Origin of the sequence: Halanaerobium saccharolyticum (assembly GCF_003259895.1) — a bacterium.
Classification (GTDB): domain Bacteria; phylum Bacillota; class Halanaerobiia; order Halanaerobiales; family Halanaerobiaceae; genus Halanaerobium; species Halanaerobium saccharolyticum_A.
The window spans coordinates 1-16,897 of the sequence record NZ_QLME01000008.1 but is presented as its reverse complement, the minus strand read 5'-3'; the positions used below and the strand labels follow the sequence as shown (position 1 = coordinate 16,897).

The window sequence follows — 16,897 nt, the reverse complement described above, 5'->3', positions numbered from 1 at the left end:
CTATATCTTACTTAAACGTTCAACGGGACTAATAATATCCTTGACTCTAAAACCAAAGTTCTCATCAATAACAACAACTTCTCCCTTAGCTACCAGCTTACCATTAACCAGTAAATCTACAGGTTCACCGGCAAGTTTATCCAGCTCTATGATTGAGCCATCTCCCAGATCCAGAATATCTCTGATTTTCATGACCGTTTTACCAAGGCGGACTGTAACTTCCAGGGGAACATCTTTGATTAATTCCATATTGTTTGGCAGCGGTTGAGTAGAAGCCTCGTCAAACTCAGGGAACTGTGCTGACTGGACATCCACTTTCTCTTCCCGCTCAATATTTCTGTTTTGAGGCTGTCGGCGCTGCTGGGGGGCCTGCTGTCTGGAACTGGACTGAGAATCCCGGGAAGAAGCCGGAGCTGTATTTGAAGCTGCAGATTTCTTTGGTCCTGCTGCAGTCTCCTCCTGATATTCCTCTTTAACAGAAGTATCAACTTCCTCTTTTACCTCTTCCTCAATTTCCGCTTCATCTATTGTATTATCCATTAAACCTGTATTGCCGCCTAAAAGTGATTCAGCCAAATTTTTGACAAATTTATAGGACGAAATCTGTTTAAAGCTGCTGTCAATTACATCTCCAACCTTTAACTTAAAGGAAGTAACAACAATTTTCTCTTTCGGATCAAACCAATCTCTACCTTCTTCAATCACATCATCCAGATCAATATATTCTGCTGTAGGAGGAGAAATATTTACCAGTACATCTAAAATATTGGACATTGCTGTAGAAGCAGCTCCCATCATTTGGTTCATGGCTTCTCCAACAGCACTAATGGAAATTTCATTTAACATTTCCTGGTCCATTCCTTCCAGACCATCTCCCCCCATCATTAAATCCGCAATTACTGCAGCATCTTCTGTATCAATAACAAGTAAACTTAAACCTTCAATTCCCTCTACATATTCTACCTTAACCAATACACAGGGACGATCATATTCTTCAATTAACTGCTTGAAAGTCTGAACTTCAACTTCCGGAGTTGTAATATCTACTTTTTCGTCAAGTAATGTGGAGAGCGCTGTAGCTGAAGAGCCCATAGCAATATTATTTACTTCTCCAATAACATCAATTTCTTCTGAACTTAAATCAGAAAAATCTGCTCCATTCTCAGCAGCTTCAGTTTCCGCTACAGATTCTTCATCCTCATCATTCATCAATGCGTCTATTTCGTCCTGTGATAAAAAGTTACCATCATTCGTCATCGTCTTCACTCTCCTCTAACAAGTTTTCCGCTACACCAATTATTTGTATTGCTTTATGTTTGTTTTTATTACCTACAACTGCTTCGTATTTTCTTCTGCTGCCAATTTTAAGTTCAGCATTTTCTTCAACTTTTTTATCAAGACGAATTACATCTCCGGATTGAAGATAAAGAAAATCTTCTACTGTGATTTCTGTACTGCCTAAAACTGCATCAACTTCAACCAGAGCCTCATTTAATCTTTTACGCAATTTTGCTATATGTTCTGGAGTCTGTTTTTCTCTTGTGCTTGAAAACCAGTATTGAGCATTCAAATTACTTACAATTGGCTCCAACATAATATATGGTAAGCAGATGTTCATCAACCCTTCACTACCACCAATTCGCGCTGAAAGAGTAATAATTATTGTCATATCACTATCAGGAACAATCTGGGTAAATTGAGGATTTGATTCTAGTTCAAGCAGCTTTGGTTTTAAATCTGAAATATTTTCCCAGGCCTCACTAAAACCTTCTAAAAGCCAGTTCATAACTCTTTTGATTACTACCTGTTCAATATCTGTAAATGAACGAACCTCATCAATCGGATTACCAAAACCTCCAAAGAGGCGATCTATCACTGCAAAGCCGATTTCTGGATTAATCTCAAAAATAAATTGTCCTTCCAGAGGTTCCAAATTACTGATTCCAATAATTGTTGGCTCAGGTAAGGAGTGAATAAACTCAGAATATGAAAGCTGTTCAATTGAGGCTACTTCGAAATTAACCATACTGCGAAGTTTAGTAGATAAAGTGGTTGTAAATAATCTAGATAAATTTTCGTGTATCATCTGTAAAGTACGCATCTGCTCTTTAGAAAGCTTATCAGGTCTTCTAAAATCATAATCTTTGATCTGTTTTTCCTCTGATTGTTCTTTAGCTTCCTCTACATCAAGACTACCATCACTGATTGCAGAGAGCAGAGAGTCTATTTCGTTTTGGTTTAGTACATCAGCCATCTTTTGTCCTCCCTATTGTACAACCAGTTCTGTAAACCAGACATTTGTAATTTCGCCTGAAATTAATAATTCATTTATTTTTTCCTGAACAATTCCTTTTATTGTATCTGCACCTGGTTCTTCTAATATCTCTTCGTTCTGTGCTCTTAAAGTTGAGATAACTCGATCTCTAATCTGTGATGATCTTTTATCCAGTTCTTCTGCCAGTTCGGCATTTTCAAGTTCAAAAACTATACTGGCTCTAACAAAATTAATTTGATTATTATTGGAAATATTAACAGTGTAATCCCCAGCATTATAGGTTGGTCTAATATCTTCTACACTGGTAATCTCATTTTCGTTATTTTCTTCATCACTGGAAACTGAAAAATATGTGAAAAATGTAAAACTTGCCACCCCAGTTATAATAATCACTAAAACTACAATTAAGGCCAGCATCTTATAATTCATCTGTCCGTCTTCAGCCATCTATATTTCCTCCTTCCTCAGTATTATCAGTGCTGCCACCATTTTCGGTATTAACCTGACTATTTATATTTACTTCATCTGCCGCATTATTATTTACTGTTTCAGCATTAGATCCATTGTTTATTGTATACTGAGAATTTAATACCACTACTTCGATCCTTCGGTTTTCTGCTCTTCCTTCTGCATTATCATTATCTGCAACGGGCCTATATTCTGAATAACCAGCAGCTGAAAGCCTTGCTGGTTCAAAATTTCTTTCTTCAATCAAAAATTTTATTACATTTACAGCTCTTGCAGTTGATAATTCCCAGTTAGAAGGAAATTCATTAGTTCTAATTGGAACATCATCTGTATGTCCCTCAATCATTATATCATTGGGAATATCTATTAAAATATCAGAAATCATAGCCAGCACATCTATCCCCTGTTCCCTTATCTCAGCCCTACCCTGTTCATACAATATTTCCCCAGTCAGACTGACTACCAGGCCTTTTCTTTTATTTTCAACATTAACTCGATCTCCCAAATTATTTCTTTCTATATAATTATTCAGTTCTCTCATGATCTGCTGAATATTTTGCGGTGCCTGGGCATAATCCTGGCCCAATGTTCCTGCATCAATATTTGGGTTTTCAGTAATGGTTTTACCACTATCTAAAATACCTAGCTGACTCTGCAGGGCTGAAATAAAACCCTGAAATTTTACTACATCCATTGAAGAAAAAGAATAAAGCAGCACAAAAAACACTAAGAGTAAGGTCATCATGTCACCAAAGGTGGTCATCCAGGCAGGAGAACCGCCTCCATCATCGCCTCCACCGTTATTGTTTCTATTTTTACGAGGCATTTTCTACAGCACCCACCTCTCCGGTTTCGTTGATTCTGGCTTCTACTACCTCTTTCTCTTCTTCTGAAAGGAAAGCATGTAGTTTTTCTCTTACAATTCTCGGGTTTTCACCGGCCTGTATTGAAAGAATCCCTTCGATAATAACTTCTTTAACATGGATTTCATGATTACTCTGAGTTTCTAAGTTTTTAGCAAGCGGTATAAATATCCAGTTTGCAAGCAGAGCACCATATAAAGTTGTAATCAATGCTACAGCCATCCCTGAACCAAGCTGATTTGGATCATCAAGCTGACTTAACATCTGGACCAATCCAATTAAAGTACCAATCATTCCAAAGGCAGGTGCCAGCTGGCCCATTGTTGCAAAAATACCTCTACCTTTAGCGTGTCTCTCTGCTAAAAAAGTAAGTTTAGTTTCCAGAATATTTTTAACCAATTCTGGGTCTGTACCGTCAACAACCAGCTGAATACCTTTTTGTAAAAACTCATCATCCATCTCTGCTGCGTCATCCTCCAGAGCTAAAAGCCCTTCTCTTCTCGCTTTTTCGGCAAAATTAACTAAATTTTCGATTACATGTTCTGATTCCATGTTGTCATTCTGTAGTGAAACTCTTAAAAGATTGGGTATGTTTTTTAAATCTTGGAAAGTATAACTGATCATTACACCGGCCAGGGTACCACCGAGAACTACCAGGGCAGACTGCATACTAACAAAGATTACTACATTACCACCCAGTATAGCTACCAGTGAAAATATTATTGCTCCTGCTACTAATCCAACTATTGTCGCTAAATCCATTTAAGATCTCTCCCCTGTTCTAGAAATTCCAGCCATTATTTCCTGTCTAAAGTTAACTACTTTATTAATTATATCATCTGCTGTATCTTTGACAAGCAGTTTCTTGCCATTAGTCAGAGTAATGACGGTGTCAGGAGTTTCCTGCACCTCTACTATCAAGTCAGCATTTAATACAAATTCTTTTCCACTTGTCCTGGTCAATTTAATCATCATACACTTCCTTATTAAAAACCATTATTATCTATCAGGCCGAAATCTAAAATAGACTTCAGCCTGACAGTTTAATTCAAGTTATCTTTTTAGATTAACTAATTCCTGTAGCATCTCATCTGAGGTTGTGATCAACTTTGAACTTGCCTGGAAACCTCTCTGAGCTGTAATCATATTTGTAAACTCCTGTGAAAGATTAGCATTGGACATTTCTAAGGTCGCTGGAGCCAAGGAACCAAATCCACCCTGAGCCGCAGCACCTAATTCTGGATCGCCGGAGTTACTTGAAGTCTGGAAAACACCTTCCTGTCTGGTTAAACCGGCAGGGTTAGAAAAGTTTGCTAAACCCAGCTTAGCCAGAGTTTGAGTTAAACCATTACTGTAAGAACCAACCACATCACCAGTTTCTGTAAAGGAGAAAGATTCTAAAGCACCAGAGGCATAACCATTAACATTTGAGAAGTTAGCGGTCATGTCACCAGCAAACTGAGTTACAGAGCTAAAATCAAGTTCCACTGTCTGCGCAGTTCCTGGTCCTGGGGGTGTAAAAGTAAGGTCTACAGTTTCTCCACCATCGATATTACCATTACTATCAAAAGAAATTGGATGGTCACTTCCACCTAAAACTCCAGCCACAGTACTACCGTTAATTTCCACTTCATTTTCATTAATTGTCCATTCATTGTTGTCAGTTTTTTCTAGTTCCAGGTTAACAGTGTGTTTTGCTCCCTGACTATCAAAAACATCAACAGCAATGTTTCTGACCGCTGTTTGATCAAAAGTTAAATTAGCATTTTTAGTTGTATCCCCATTTTGAGCAATCAAAAAACCATCATTGATATTTGTAATTGAACTACCCGAAGAGTCTACTAATGCATCCATAGTAACTGATGAACCATCTAAATCAACATTAAAACCAGAAGTTAAGTCTGTACTACTACTAGTTTCAAAAGTTACTACTTCACCGTCATTATCTGTAATTAAAGTTCCAGAAATTTTATTTGAGCCTGAACCAGCAATATCAGTAGTTGTTTCTGCACCAGAAAGTGTAAAATCCCAGACATTATGCTGACCTTCCACAGGGGTTAGTGAAAATTCAAGAGTATCAGAATTGCCACCTGCACTCAATTCTAAACTCTGCTCAAGTATTTCCAGGGTATTCATAGCATCAGCATCAAGATTTTTACCAAAACGGACACTGTCAGTTTCCTGAGCGTTAATTTCCTGTTTTAAGGTAATATCATCAATTGTCTGGGCATTAAAATCACCATAGTCACCATTAGCATCTGCCATCCAACCCTGAACTAACATTCCAGTACTGGATGAATATAGCCTTCCCTGCTCATCAAAGTTTAGGTTCCCTGCTCGAGAATATACCTGATTATTGCCATCTCTCAAGACAAAGAAACCATCTCCCTGAATTGCAACATCAGATGTTTTTCCAGTTGACTGCAGGTTACCGGAAGACATATCACTATCAATACTTCCTACTCCAACCCCAAGTCCAACCTGCTGTGGGTTAGTACCAGCACGATTATCCTGTGGTGCAGAAGCACCCTGAATAGTCTGACTTAACATTTCCTTAAAAGTAACACGGCTGCTTTTAAATCCAATTGTATTAACATTAGAAATATTGTTACCTGTTACATCCATCATCTGCTGGTGTGAGTTCAAACCTGACACACCGGCATACATCGATCTTAACATATAATTTTTCCTCCTTCAGTATTTATCGGAGCCCCACTGTTATCGACAGCAGAACAGAGCTTCCTGAAAAAGGTCCAGCTCATATCCGATTTTAAGCTAAATTTTATAATTTTTCAGCTTAAAGTCTTGCTCATATTCTTTATTTTGCTTCTATTTTACTTTTTTCAATTATTTAATTGCTTGATAAAGATCCTTATTTCATAAACACAGCACTATCAATATTGGTAAATACATTATCGTCCATACTATCCTCATCTACAGCTGTAACGACTGTGTTGTTTTCCACACTAACAATATAAGCCACATTATTAACCATTACCAGAGAATCTCTTGCACCTTTGTCTCTAGCTTTTTCTACTCCACTGTTTAGCTTATCAATTTCAGCTTTAGAAACTGGAATAGAACGAGAGTCAATTCTTTTCTGTGCATGTTTGGAAAATGACAATTTTGCTTTTCCCTTTATCTTTTCTCCCAGTATATCCTTAAAAGAAGGAGAATCAGACTTTTTATTTTCCTGAGCCGGCTTATTCTGCTGTTGTGTTTTACGAAGAGGCTGTATTGGCTGATTTATTTGTAGTCTATTATCCATATTTAACACCTCTTTTAACTTTAAGCTTCAACATTCTTAACCTGAGTAATATTATTAATCTCAATCTCTGATCCAGTATCCAGTACTGCTAATACTTTGTCATTAGAAGATTTAACAGCTTCCACAATCCCTTTAAGTTCAATACCTTCAACATTAGCTGTGATTTCTCTTCCAATTAAATTACTGTTATCAATCACCTGGTTGGAACTTAATTTGTCTTCTAATAAAGTATAGAGTTTTTCAGTTTTCTCAAGTGAACTAAATTCTGCCATCTGAGATATAAACTGTCTATCTTCCATTGGGTTTAGCGGATCCTGATTTTGAAGCTGAGTAATTAATAGCTTAAAAAATGCATCCTGACCTAAACCATTATTGCCGTCAAGACTTTGCCGCTGTGTTTCCTGTTCATATTGAGTGCTTTGTGATGCTGCTACACCCGTAATATCTGACATTTAACTACCTCCTTTATGCAAGCAGATTAAGCTTTTCGTTAGAAAAAGCTGCTCTACTTAATATTTCCTGCTGTCTCATAATTGCATTTTCACCATCGAGTTTTGAATTACCACTATTTCTTTGAACATAGTACTGACCCTGAAAAAACTGTCGCTGTTCATATTCCTGATTTTGACCGGTTTCTCCATCACTAAAAGCAGCATCTTGATCCTCGAAAGCAAAATTGTTCTGTTTTTCAACCTGCTGGGGTGCATTTTTGGCAGTTTCAATTTTAAACTGCTCTATATTAATACCCTGTTTAAGCAGATCGGATTTTAAGCCTTTAAGGCTGTTTTCCAGTTGAGCTCTCACAAGTTCACTTTCAACCAACATTTTTCCTGTTAGTTTCTCATTATCATAGGCAAGACTGATATCAATTTTGCCGAGTGATTCTGGTTTTAATTGAATCTGCATTTCTTTCGTTTCCGGAGTATATTCTCCTCTAAACTGTTCTACAACCTGAGATCTCAACTCAGCATTTTCAGCTAAATTAGTAGTATTCTCACTATTGAGACTGAAGTTTTCAATATTTAAATTATTAGCTGGACTTTGATTATCCAGATCAAAATTAAATAAGAGATTAGAATTATTTAAATCAAAAAAGTTATTTTGATTTTTACTCTCTAATTCTCCGCCTCCAAAATTAAGTTCTAGAGTAGAATCACTGTTTAAGCTGAAAATATTAGTATCACTAAAGTCAACATTAGTTGGTGTTTCCTGATTAGCCACTTTATTGTTTTCTTCAGTCATCATTTCTTTTAATTGAGCACTAAGCTCTGCAAAGAGTGATGAATTATCTTCCAGACTGAGAGTTTCTCCTAATTGACTAAAGTTTAAGCTTTCAGAAGCAAGTGTCTGAGATAATAAGGGAAGTTTTAAATCTTTTTGCTCAGAAACTTCAGTTAAATCTTCTAAACTAAGATCACTTTTCTTTAAAGTAGAAGCTAGTTCTGTTAACTTTTCAGCTAGATTATCAGTACCTAAAATCTGCTGCAGCTTAACTTCTGGATTTTCAAGCTTGCCAGAATTTGAGTTGATCAGCATTTTAGCAAGTTGATCAAGTTCTGATTTCAATTTAGAACTCTCTAGTGCAGTTAACTCCTGGTCTCCAGTTTCTAATAATGAAGCCAGTTTTTCCAGCTGGTCAGGATTAATAGTCTTAGACTCTTTACTTATTTTTTCCTGATCAAAGAACTGAATCTCCTTAGAATTAACTGTAGTTTGATTATCGCTATTTTTTGCAAGTAGTAATTTGAGATCTGAAACATCCAGATTATTATTTTTCAGGTTAAGCATCAGCTGTTCTAACATAGCTTTCTGCTGACTGCTCAAACTGCCACCCTGGAGCAGAGCCAGTAATTCTGCTGGAACTTCTTTGTTATTTTTACTTAGAATTTTTCTTAATTTACTTAGAAATTCCTGATCACTGGGCGATGAAGACTTAGCTTTAATTGAGTCATCACGTTTTGAATCAGTTTTTTCACTGCTTTGGCGACGCTGATTGATCTCCTGCATTGTTTCAGAAAAACTCCTGCTGCTGTTCTGAGGTGCCTGCTTCCTTTTAGCTGGCGAAAAATCATTCTTGCCTGCCTGAAGAATATTGTTTAATAACGCTTCTGTCATTTATTCACCTCCTTTCTTTGATTATTAATCATCCAACTTAATAACGCTGGATAAGGAAATATATCCATTATTTATTCTAAACCCAGCTGACTGATAAATTGTGCAGCCTGCTGCTGGGGCATAGACTCTAAAATTAAAGCCGCCTGTTCATCGTTTAGTCTACTTAAAACTTCAACAGCTAGATTATTTTCTAATTCCTGAATTACAGCTGCTGCAGCTTCTGGCTCCATCCGACGATAAATATTTGCGATCTTCTCCAATCTTGCTTCTCGGTTCTGATCCTCTGTATTTAGGGCTTCATAATCTGATTCTAAATCAGCAATTGCATTATCCCTCTGAGCGAGTTCCTCATTTAAATCTTCTATTTGAGCTTCCAGATCTGCTATCCGACTATCTTTTTCAGTTATAGTATTCCTCAGGGAAGCATTTTCTTCCTCTAAAGAATCTAACTCCTGCCGGACAATTATATAATCTTGAACCACTGGTGTGCTGTTAGCTAGATTACTTACCGTTGTTTTTATATCAATTATTCCCAGCGCATCAAAAGACCAGGATAACATTGCAAATAATATTAAAAATAATGCTAAAAAAAATAAAATCTTTTTTATCAAGTTAATCGACCACCCATAGAATAATGTCTGCCCAATTCATCAAGTTCTTTTTGTTCATCTTCTAAATATTCTTTTACAAACTCTTCAATTTCTCGCTCTTTTAATTTTTCCATAGTTTTTCTTTCTTTTTTCTTCTCCATTAAAACTTCGAGCTGTTCAGCTATTTCTTCCTCTTTTTTATCTTTTTCCTTCTGGGCAGCTGCTTCTTTAGCTTTCAAATTCTTTAAATATCGTCTGAGGCTGATATTTAAAGTAAGATCATTTTCCTGATCCCGCAGCTGTTCAAAAACATCTTCTTTTTCAGATTTTATAGCTTTAATCTTATTTTTAATATCATTTAACTCTTTTTTTAAAAATAAATATTTGTCTTCTTCCTGTTCTTCCTGTCTGTTTCTTAAATTTAAGATTTTTTCAAACTTAAATTTATATCCCTTCATATTTCAGCCACCTTTATTACTTAGACTAATTATTAGCTATTTTGATTAACTGCTGGACAGTGTCCTCATAATTGGCTTCTTCGTTAATTCCCTGAGTTAAAAAATCATTTATTTCATCAATCTTATCTATTGCTTTATCAACCTCTGGATTAGAACCTTTCTCATAGGCACCAATATTAATTAAATCCTCAGATTGATTATAGGTTGCAATTAATTTCTGCAGTCTGGCTGCCGCCTGACTGTGTTCCTCACTCACTATATCCTCCATAATTCTGCTGACACTGCTTAAAACATCAACTGCAGGATAATGGCTGGATTCTGCCAGCTCTCTGGATAGAGAAATATGTCCATCTAAAATACCACGAACAGTATCAGAAACAGGTTCATTAAAATCATCACCCTCGACCAGGACAGTGTATAAGGCAGTGATAGAACCCAGATCATTTGTTCCGGTTCTTTCTAATAACTTCGGTAGTTCAGCAAATACAGAAGGTGGATAACCTCTTGTTGCCGGGGGCTCGCCAATAGCAAGTCCAACTTCTCTTAAAGCCATCGCGACCCGGGTAACAGAGTCCATCATCAGCAGTACATCTTCACCCTGATCTCTAAAATATTCAGCAATTGCTGTTGCTATATTAGCCGCTTTAACTCTTAACAGTGCTGGTTGATCAGAGGTAGCAACTACCACAATTGAGCGTTCTAAACCTTCTGGACCCAGATCTTTTTCTATAAAATCTCTAACCTCACGTCCACGCTCACCAACCAGACCAATTACATTAATATCAGCATTAGTATTTCGGGCAGCCATACCTAGCAAAGTTGATTTACCAACACCACTACCGGCAAAAATACCCAGGCGCTGGCCCTTACCACAGGTTAAAAAGCCATCAATACAGCGGACCCCTAAAGATAATGGTTCTTTAATTCTTTCTCGAGTTAATGGATTGGGGGGCTTGCGAGTGACAGGAACTTCATTTAAACCAGAGAGATTATCATCACTAATCACATTTCCACTGCCGTCAATTATTTTACCAAGCAGCTCTCTACCTACTTTAACCTTTAATTTCTGATCAGTTGCTACTACTCTGGCCCCAGGTTTGATCCCTTCCATCTCACCAATCGGCATCATCAAAACTTTATTATCATCAAAGCCAACTACTTCTGCTTTAATGTCTTCGTGATCCCCTTTGATTAAACAGAGTTCTCCCAGTGAAGCCTGAGGTCCAATTGACTCAATTACAAGTCCGATTACACGATTAATATGGCCAAAGTTTCGCGTCATATTAATATCTTTAAGCTTATCTTCTAATTTTGACATATCCAGATTAATCATGCTGTTCTACCTCTTTTAATAACTCAGTTTTAATTTGATCAAGTTTGTGCTCCAGGCTTCCTTCTTTACCACCAAGACTGGTTTCCACTATACAGTCCCCTTTTTTTAGTTCAGGGTCTGAAACAAATTCGATATTTTTCTGATTTATATGTTCATAAAAACGATTTTCCTCAATATACGGTAACAGTTGGGGATTTACTCTAACCACAATATCCCGATGGTTATCATCTATTTTACTCAACATATCAGAAATAATATTGTTAATCATCTCATGTTCAGTCTCTAATTTAACATCGATCACTATACTTGCAATTTTAACAGCCAGTTCAATAATATCTGTTCTAATTCTATCTTTTTCCCGGCTGAATTCTTCTTCAAAACCGGAAATAAGAGAAGCTAATTCCTTTTTTAAGCGATCTATTTCTGCCTCAGCATTTTCTAAACCTTCAGCTTTAGCGTCAGATTTAATCTCATTATATATTTGATCCTTGTTAGCCAAAATATCTTCTTTTTCTTTTTTCGCATTTTCAATTATTTTTTTTGCCTCTGCTTCTGCATTTTTAATAATTTCCTCTGCTTCCTGTTCAGCTTTACCAATAACCTGCTGCTGTTTTTTCACTTTTTTATTATTAGTTAAATTAGAATCACCCTGCGAATCATTGTCCTTAAAAGAAAGAGTCTTAGGCTTTTGATTTATTTTATATTCCCCTGTAACCTTGGATGCCTTAATAACTTTAGACAATTACTTCACTCTCCCCGCCTCTGGCGATGACAATTTCTCCGCTTTCTTCTAACTCTCTAATCACATTAACAATTCGCTGCTGTGCATCTTCTACTTCTCTAATTCTTACAGGTCCCATAAATTCCATATCTTCTTCCAACATTTCTGCAGCTCGCTGGGACATATTACCAGTTATAATATTTTCAACTTCATCACTGGCTGTTTTTAATGCTAATGCCAGATCATGGGTTTCAACCTGACGCAGTACAAGCTGCACTGCTCTATCAGACAGAAGCACAATATCCTCAAAGACAAACATTCTCTTTTTAATTTCTTCAACTAATTCTGGGTCATCTTCTTCCAGCTTATCAAGAATATTTTTTTCCGTACCTCGATCTACCTGATTTAAAACATCAACAATAGCCTGAACTCCACCAGCACTGGCATATTCATTGGCAGCAACTGAAGAAAGTTTCTTTTCCAGCACAGATTCAACCTCTTTAATTATTTCTGGAGAGGTTCTATCCATAACAGCTATTCTTTTAGCTACTTCACTCTGGATATCTGGAGAAAGTGAGGATAAAACCTGAGAAGCTTGAGTTGCATCAATATACGCAAGAATCAGAGCGATTGTCTGGGGATGTTCTCCCTGAATGAAATTCAGGAGTTGGGTCGGATCTGATTTGCGGATAGAGTCAAAGGGTCGAACCTGCAGAGTGGCGGTTAAACGATTAATAATACTTCGTGTCTTGTCTTTACCAAAAGATTTTTCCAGTATTTTTTTGGCATAGTTTATTCCACCGGAATTAATATAATCATTTGCTTTCTGCAGCTGCAGAAATTCTTCCTGAATTTTTCTTTTCATTTCAGGATCAATTTTATTTTGATTGGCAATTTCTAAAGTTAATTTCTCTACCTCTTCATCATCTAAATGTTTAAATACATCTGATGAGACATCTGGTCCAAGTGAAATTAACAAAATAGCTGCTTTTTCTTTACCTGATAATTCATCTCTCATAACTAAAACCCCTTCGACATTTATTCATCAACTAACCAACTGCGAATTAATTTAGCTGCATTTTCTGGATCGGAATGAATAACATTTTCAAGTTCATTTTTAAGTTTAGCTCTTTTTTTCTGATCTGCATCCGGTTCAAATAAATCCATTTCTTCTTCATCTTCTTCGACCGCTACATTAACACTGCTGCCTCTATCTGCTGCAGGTTTTTTGCGATATAAGTAGATGATTAAAGCGGAAGTTAAAATTAAGACTAACAAAATAAGACCACCATAAATATACATCTGACGCCTTTCTGCTGCCTGCTGAGCCTGCATAGCTTCCTGAGCTGCAGTTTCTAAAGAATCATCAAAAGCAATAGAGCTAATATTTAAAACATCGCCTCTGTCTTCATTATAACCAATTGCTGCTCCGACAGCATTTCTGATCTGATCAATTGTTTCTTCCTCAGTATTCTGATCAATCATTACTGAAACAGATAAACGTTCTACCTCTCCCGGTGCATATACATGCTGTTCTATTCTTTCATTTATTTCGTAATTAGTAACTGTATTTTCCCGTTCATAACTGCTTGCTTCTGCAGCACCAGCCCCCTGGTATTGAGGAATATTTGCATCAACACCAGGTGCTCCTCCAGTTACTCCATTCTCCTGAGTCTCAGTGTTGATTTCTTCGCTGCGGACAATACCGCTGTCATCAACAACCGGAGTATAAGTTTTGCTTTCTGCCTGTCTCTGATCAAAATTGAGATTAGCATTAACCTGAACTGCAAAATTATTTGGACCCAAAACTTTGGTTAAAAGTGCAGTTAAATCATTTTTTAATGAAGATTCAAATTCCTGCTGCATAGCAAAGTTTTGAGGATTAGACCAGTTATTATCACCCCTGTTAGAAGGTTGAGATAACAGGTTACCCCTGGTATCAACAATGGTCACTTCATCTAAAGGTAGATCTTGAACTCCACTGGCAACTAAATTTTGGACAGCACTAACCTGCTCCGGGCTCATATTATAGCCAGCTCTCAGCTTAACCATCACAGAAGCAGTAGCGGACTTTTCCTCAGCTAAAAAGAGACTTTCCTCAGGCGGAGTAATCTGAACTCGAGCAAATTCAATACCAGAAATTGATTGAATTGAACGGCTTAATTCGCCTCCGAGTGCTCTGTAATAATTAACTCTTCTTTCGAACTCGGTGGTACCAAAGTCACTGCTGTTAAAAATTTCAAAACCGACCACTCCCTGATCCGGAAGGCCAGCTGAAGCCATATCCAATCTCAATCGATAAATCTCACTTTCTGGAACTAAAATTGTATTACCATTACCTCCAAGCTGATAATCAACATTGTTTTCATCCAATCTTTCCACAATTGCTGCAGTATCCTCTGTAGTTAAATTAGTAAAAAGTGGTTGATAACTATTAGAAGTTCCTCTAAAAATAAGATAGCCGAAAACACCAGCCATAATAATTGTGAGAATGATAATTAGAATTTGTACACTTTTATTTAGTTTTTGCCATGTATTCTGTAATTCTTCTTTGTATTTTGCGAAAATTTCGGCCATCACTATACCTCTTCCGTAAATACTCTTTGATAAATATTGTCCTTAACCTTATACCTGCAAACGCATAATTTCATTATAAGCATCTATTACCTTTGTCTGCACAGCTGTAGTTAAATTAACAGCAACTTTTGCCTTTTCTGCTGCAATCATTACATCATGTACATTATCTGTTTCACCAGCAGCAAAACTGGCTGTCATTGCCTGAGAATCTTTTTGTAGTTCATTAACCTGATTTAGCTTTTCCCGGAATAAGTCGGAAAAAGCCTGTGTCTGGTTGTTCTTATTTTCCTTTTCAATTGCAAAGTTTTCAAATCCACTCTGAAATTTAATTGGATTTATTTCCATGCTTTCCACTCCTTAATTAAGTGCTGATATTTAAAGCACTGTTTGCCATACTCTTATAATTAGTAATGGCCTGAATATTTGCTTCATAAGCACGACTGGCATCTATCATATTTACCATTTCTGTCATCACACTAACATTGGGCAGTTCAACATAACCCTCTTCATTTGCATCAGGGTGTTCAGGGCGATATTCCAGACGGAATGGAGACTGATCTTCTGCAATTTCGTCAACTTCAACTCCTGCTGAATTAGACCCGCTACCATTTCCGATACCCGCTCCCATTTCTCTATCCAATTTTTGTCTAAAAATAGGAACTTTTCTTCGATATGTATTGCCATCTTCATCACGAGTTGTTTCTGAATTAGAAATATTAGAAGAAATTGTATCCATCCGCAAACGCTGTGCTGTTAAACCAGATGCACTGATATCTATTCCTTTAAACATAATTTACTGACCTCCCTGCTGAATAACACGATTCAAGCTGGAGAAATGTCCTGCAGCACGATTTGACATCACATTATAATAAATGCTGTTTTTGGCTAATTCAGCCATCTCTACATCTACATCAACACTGTTTTCATCATTTCTATAGTTTCTACTATTTTGCTCCGTTTGAACGGAAGCATATTGTTTACTGAAAGGTAAATGATTGCTCCGGGTAGTTTTTAAACTTATTGAACTGGCTGATCCCATTTCCTTTTTCAGAGCAGACTTAAAATCAATATCCTGCCGTTTATAACCGGGGGTGCTTATATTAGCTAAATTATTAGCAATCAATTCTCCCCGCCTTGCAGAACCGTTAAGGGCTCTGGTTATTATTTCTAAGTTTTCCATAATCTATTCCCCCTTTGAACTCAAAAAAATCTATAGTCTGGAACCATAGATTTTCGAATGTGCAGTCTGGCAGTCATAATCAAAATATCTTAGACCCATAACTTTGCGTCATTAGCTTTCGCTAATTTTGCTAATATTTAATACAATTACTCAAATATATTTAAATAAATATATGTAATATTGTACTATATATTATATTTATAGCACTATATGTTAAATATAGTACAAATTAAAGATTTTTGAATTTTAAATCTTTACAATAATTTCTTTAAGGACTCCATAACTCTATCTTTTTTAAAGGGTTTAACAATAAAGTCTTTGGCACCCATCTCAATTGCCTGGATAACAATTTTTTGCTGTCCCATAGCACTACAGACTACAATCTGAGCATCTGGGTCAATATCCTGAATAGCTTTTATTGCTTCTAAACCATCCATTACTGGCATTGTAATATCCATTGTTACTATATCGGGATTCAATTCCTGATATAATTCTACTGCTTCCTTCCCATTCTCGGCTTCCCCGGCTACTTCAAAATCGTCTTTTAATATATTTTTTAAGTTTAATCTCATAAATGCTGCGTCATCCACAATTAACACCTTAGGCATTTAAAAATTACCTCCTCTAGATTATATCCGCTATTAAATACTATAATAACAGAAATGATTTTTATTTAAGCGAATTTCATAATACGCTTAATTTAGTTTAATTCAAAAAAATATTGTCTACGAATCATAAAAATAAGCCTTTTAACTTGAAATTATAGGTTTTAATGATTTACCATAGATTTACTGCTAAATTTAGACGCACTTAGCTTGGGTATCTTAAAATCATGTTTTAAAAAGATATTTAAGCAGCTAAAACTTGATTTTGGAGTTTGATTTTCTCGGCTGCAATTCTTGCAGCTATCAAACTGATAGAACTTAATAGCAGATGAGTTTTAACTTTTTTAGTTCCCATTACAGTTAAGTTTTCTAAATTTAAATGCTCTTTTAGTCTGGAAAAAGTTCTTTCAACACTGGTTCTTTTGTTGTAGATCTTTCTCCAGG

At 36.4% G+C, this 16,897-nt stretch carries 21 protein-coding genes and 1 riboswitch; all 21 genes read right to left on the bottom strand.

The features are described from left to right. A complete protein-coding gene (gene fliY, locus C7958_RS06970) occupies positions 1-1,257 on the bottom strand; it encodes a flagellar motor switch phosphatase FliY (RefSeq protein WP_111571957.1) in 1,257 nt (418 codons plus the stop codon). After that, complete coding sequence (gene fliM, locus C7958_RS06965) at positions 1,247-2,254, bottom strand: flagellar motor switch protein FliM (RefSeq protein ID WP_111571956.1); 1,008 nt, start codon at positions 2,252-2,254, stop codon at positions 1,247-1,249. The genes fliY and fliM overlap by 11 nt, the downstream gene beginning before the upstream one ends. Positions 2,255-2,266: 12 nt before the next feature. Beyond that, positions 2,267-2,722 (bottom strand): flagellar basal body-associated FliL family protein, encoded by a 456-nt coding sequence (locus C7958_RS06960; RefSeq protein WP_111571955.1) that lies wholly within the window; start codon positions 2,720-2,722, stop codon positions 2,267-2,269. Then, on the bottom strand, positions 2,715-3,569 hold the full coding sequence (locus tag C7958_RS06955; RefSeq protein WP_111571954.1) for an OmpA/MotB family protein: 855 nt from the start codon (positions 3,567-3,569) through the stop codon (positions 2,715-2,717). The genes C7958_RS06960 and C7958_RS06955 overlap by 8 nt, the downstream gene beginning before the upstream one ends. After that, positions 3,559-4,368 (bottom strand): motility protein A, encoded by an 810-nt coding sequence (locus C7958_RS06950; RefSeq protein WP_111571953.1) that lies wholly within the window; start codon positions 4,366-4,368, stop codon positions 3,559-3,561. The genes C7958_RS06955 and C7958_RS06950 overlap by 11 nt, the downstream gene beginning before the upstream one ends. Then, positions 4,369-4,578, bottom strand: a complete 210-nt coding sequence (locus C7958_RS06945; protein WP_111571952.1) for a flagellar FlbD family protein — start codon at positions 4,576-4,578, stop codon at positions 4,369-4,371. An 81-nt stretch (positions 4,579-4,659) separates the two neighbouring features. Continuing rightward, on the bottom strand, positions 4,660-6,285 hold the full coding sequence (locus C7958_RS06940) for a flagellar hook protein FlgE (RefSeq protein ID WP_111571951.1): 1,626 nt from the start codon (positions 6,283-6,285) through the stop codon (positions 4,660-4,662). A 193-nt stretch (positions 6,286-6,478) separates the two neighbouring features. Next, positions 6,479-6,874 carry a TIGR02530 family flagellar biosynthesis protein gene (locus C7958_RS06935; RefSeq protein ID WP_111571950.1) on the bottom strand — a complete coding sequence of 132 codons (396 nt, stop codon included), beginning with the start codon at positions 6,872-6,874 and terminating at the stop codon, positions 6,479-6,481. 20 nt (positions 6,875-6,894) lie between these two features. Further along, complete coding sequence (locus C7958_RS06930; protein WP_111571949.1) at positions 6,895-7,326, bottom strand: flagellar hook capping FlgD N-terminal domain-containing protein; 432 nt, start codon at positions 7,324-7,326, stop codon at positions 6,895-6,897. 13 nt (positions 7,327-7,339) lie between these two features. Further along, the gene (locus C7958_RS06925) at positions 7,340-8,989 is read right to left on the bottom strand and encodes a flagellar hook-length control protein FliK (RefSeq protein WP_111571948.1); all 1,650 of its coding nucleotides are present in this window, start codon (positions 8,987-8,989) and stop codon (positions 7,340-7,342) included. Positions 8,990-9,060: 71 nt separating this feature from the next. After that, on the bottom strand, positions 9,061-9,600 hold the full coding sequence (locus C7958_RS06920; protein ID WP_111571947.1) for a MotE family protein: 540 nt from the start codon (positions 9,598-9,600) through the stop codon (positions 9,061-9,063). Further along, positions 9,597-10,037, bottom strand: coding sequence for a flagellar export protein FliJ (locus C7958_RS06915; RefSeq protein WP_111571946.1), 441 nt, complete (start codon positions 10,035-10,037; stop codon positions 9,597-9,599). Before C7958_RS06915 ends, C7958_RS06920 begins: the two co-directional genes overlap by 4 nt. A 25-nt stretch (positions 10,038-10,062) precedes the next feature. After that, positions 10,063-11,370 (bottom strand): flagellar protein export ATPase FliI, encoded by a 1,308-nt coding sequence (gene fliI / locus C7958_RS06910; protein ID WP_181453813.1) that lies wholly within the window; start codon positions 11,368-11,370, stop codon positions 10,063-10,065. Beyond that, a complete protein-coding gene (locus C7958_RS06905; RefSeq protein ID WP_111571945.1) occupies positions 11,363-12,112 on the bottom strand; it encodes a FliH/SctL family protein in 750 nt (249 codons plus the stop codon). The genes fliI and C7958_RS06905 overlap by 8 nt, the downstream gene beginning before the upstream one ends. Then, positions 12,105-13,109 (bottom strand): flagellar motor switch protein FliG, encoded by a 1,005-nt coding sequence (gene fliG, locus C7958_RS06900; RefSeq protein ID WP_111571944.1) that lies wholly within the window; start codon positions 13,107-13,109, stop codon positions 12,105-12,107. Before fliG ends, C7958_RS06905 begins: the two co-directional genes overlap by 8 nt. Before the next feature lie 20 nt (positions 13,110-13,129). Next, positions 13,130-14,668 carry a flagellar basal-body MS-ring/collar protein FliF gene (fliF, locus tag C7958_RS06895; protein ID WP_111571943.1) on the bottom strand — a complete coding sequence of 513 codons (1,539 nt, stop codon included), beginning with the start codon at positions 14,666-14,668 and terminating at the stop codon, positions 13,130-13,132. Between the two features lie 48 nt (positions 14,669-14,716). After that, positions 14,717-15,013, bottom strand: a complete 297-nt coding sequence (gene fliE, locus C7958_RS06890; RefSeq protein ID WP_111571942.1) for a flagellar hook-basal body complex protein FliE — start codon at positions 15,011-15,013, stop codon at positions 14,717-14,719. Between the two features lie 16 nt (positions 15,014-15,029). Beyond that, positions 15,030-15,458: a flagellar basal body rod protein FlgC gene (gene flgC, locus C7958_RS06885; RefSeq protein ID WP_111571941.1), complete on the bottom strand. Its 429-nt coding sequence runs from the start codon at positions 15,456-15,458 to the stop codon at positions 15,030-15,032. Positions 15,459-15,461: 3 nt separating this feature from the next. Then, the gene (flgB, locus tag C7958_RS06880) at positions 15,462-15,848 is read right to left on the bottom strand and encodes a flagellar basal body rod protein FlgB (protein WP_111571940.1); all 387 of its coding nucleotides are present in this window, start codon (positions 15,846-15,848) and stop codon (positions 15,462-15,464) included. A gap of 57 nt (positions 15,849-15,905) precedes the next feature. Beyond that, positions 15,906-15,990, bottom strand: a riboswitch (cyclic di-GMP riboswitch). 112 nt (positions 15,991-16,102) lie between these two features. Beyond that, positions 16,103-16,456, bottom strand: coding sequence for a response regulator (locus tag C7958_RS06875; RefSeq protein WP_111571939.1), 354 nt, complete (start codon positions 16,454-16,456; stop codon positions 16,103-16,105). A 241-nt stretch (positions 16,457-16,697) separates the two neighbouring features. Next, the coding region (locus C7958_RS06870; protein ID WP_146608772.1) for a transposase at positions 16,698-16,897 on the bottom strand (200 nt) is incomplete at its 5' end.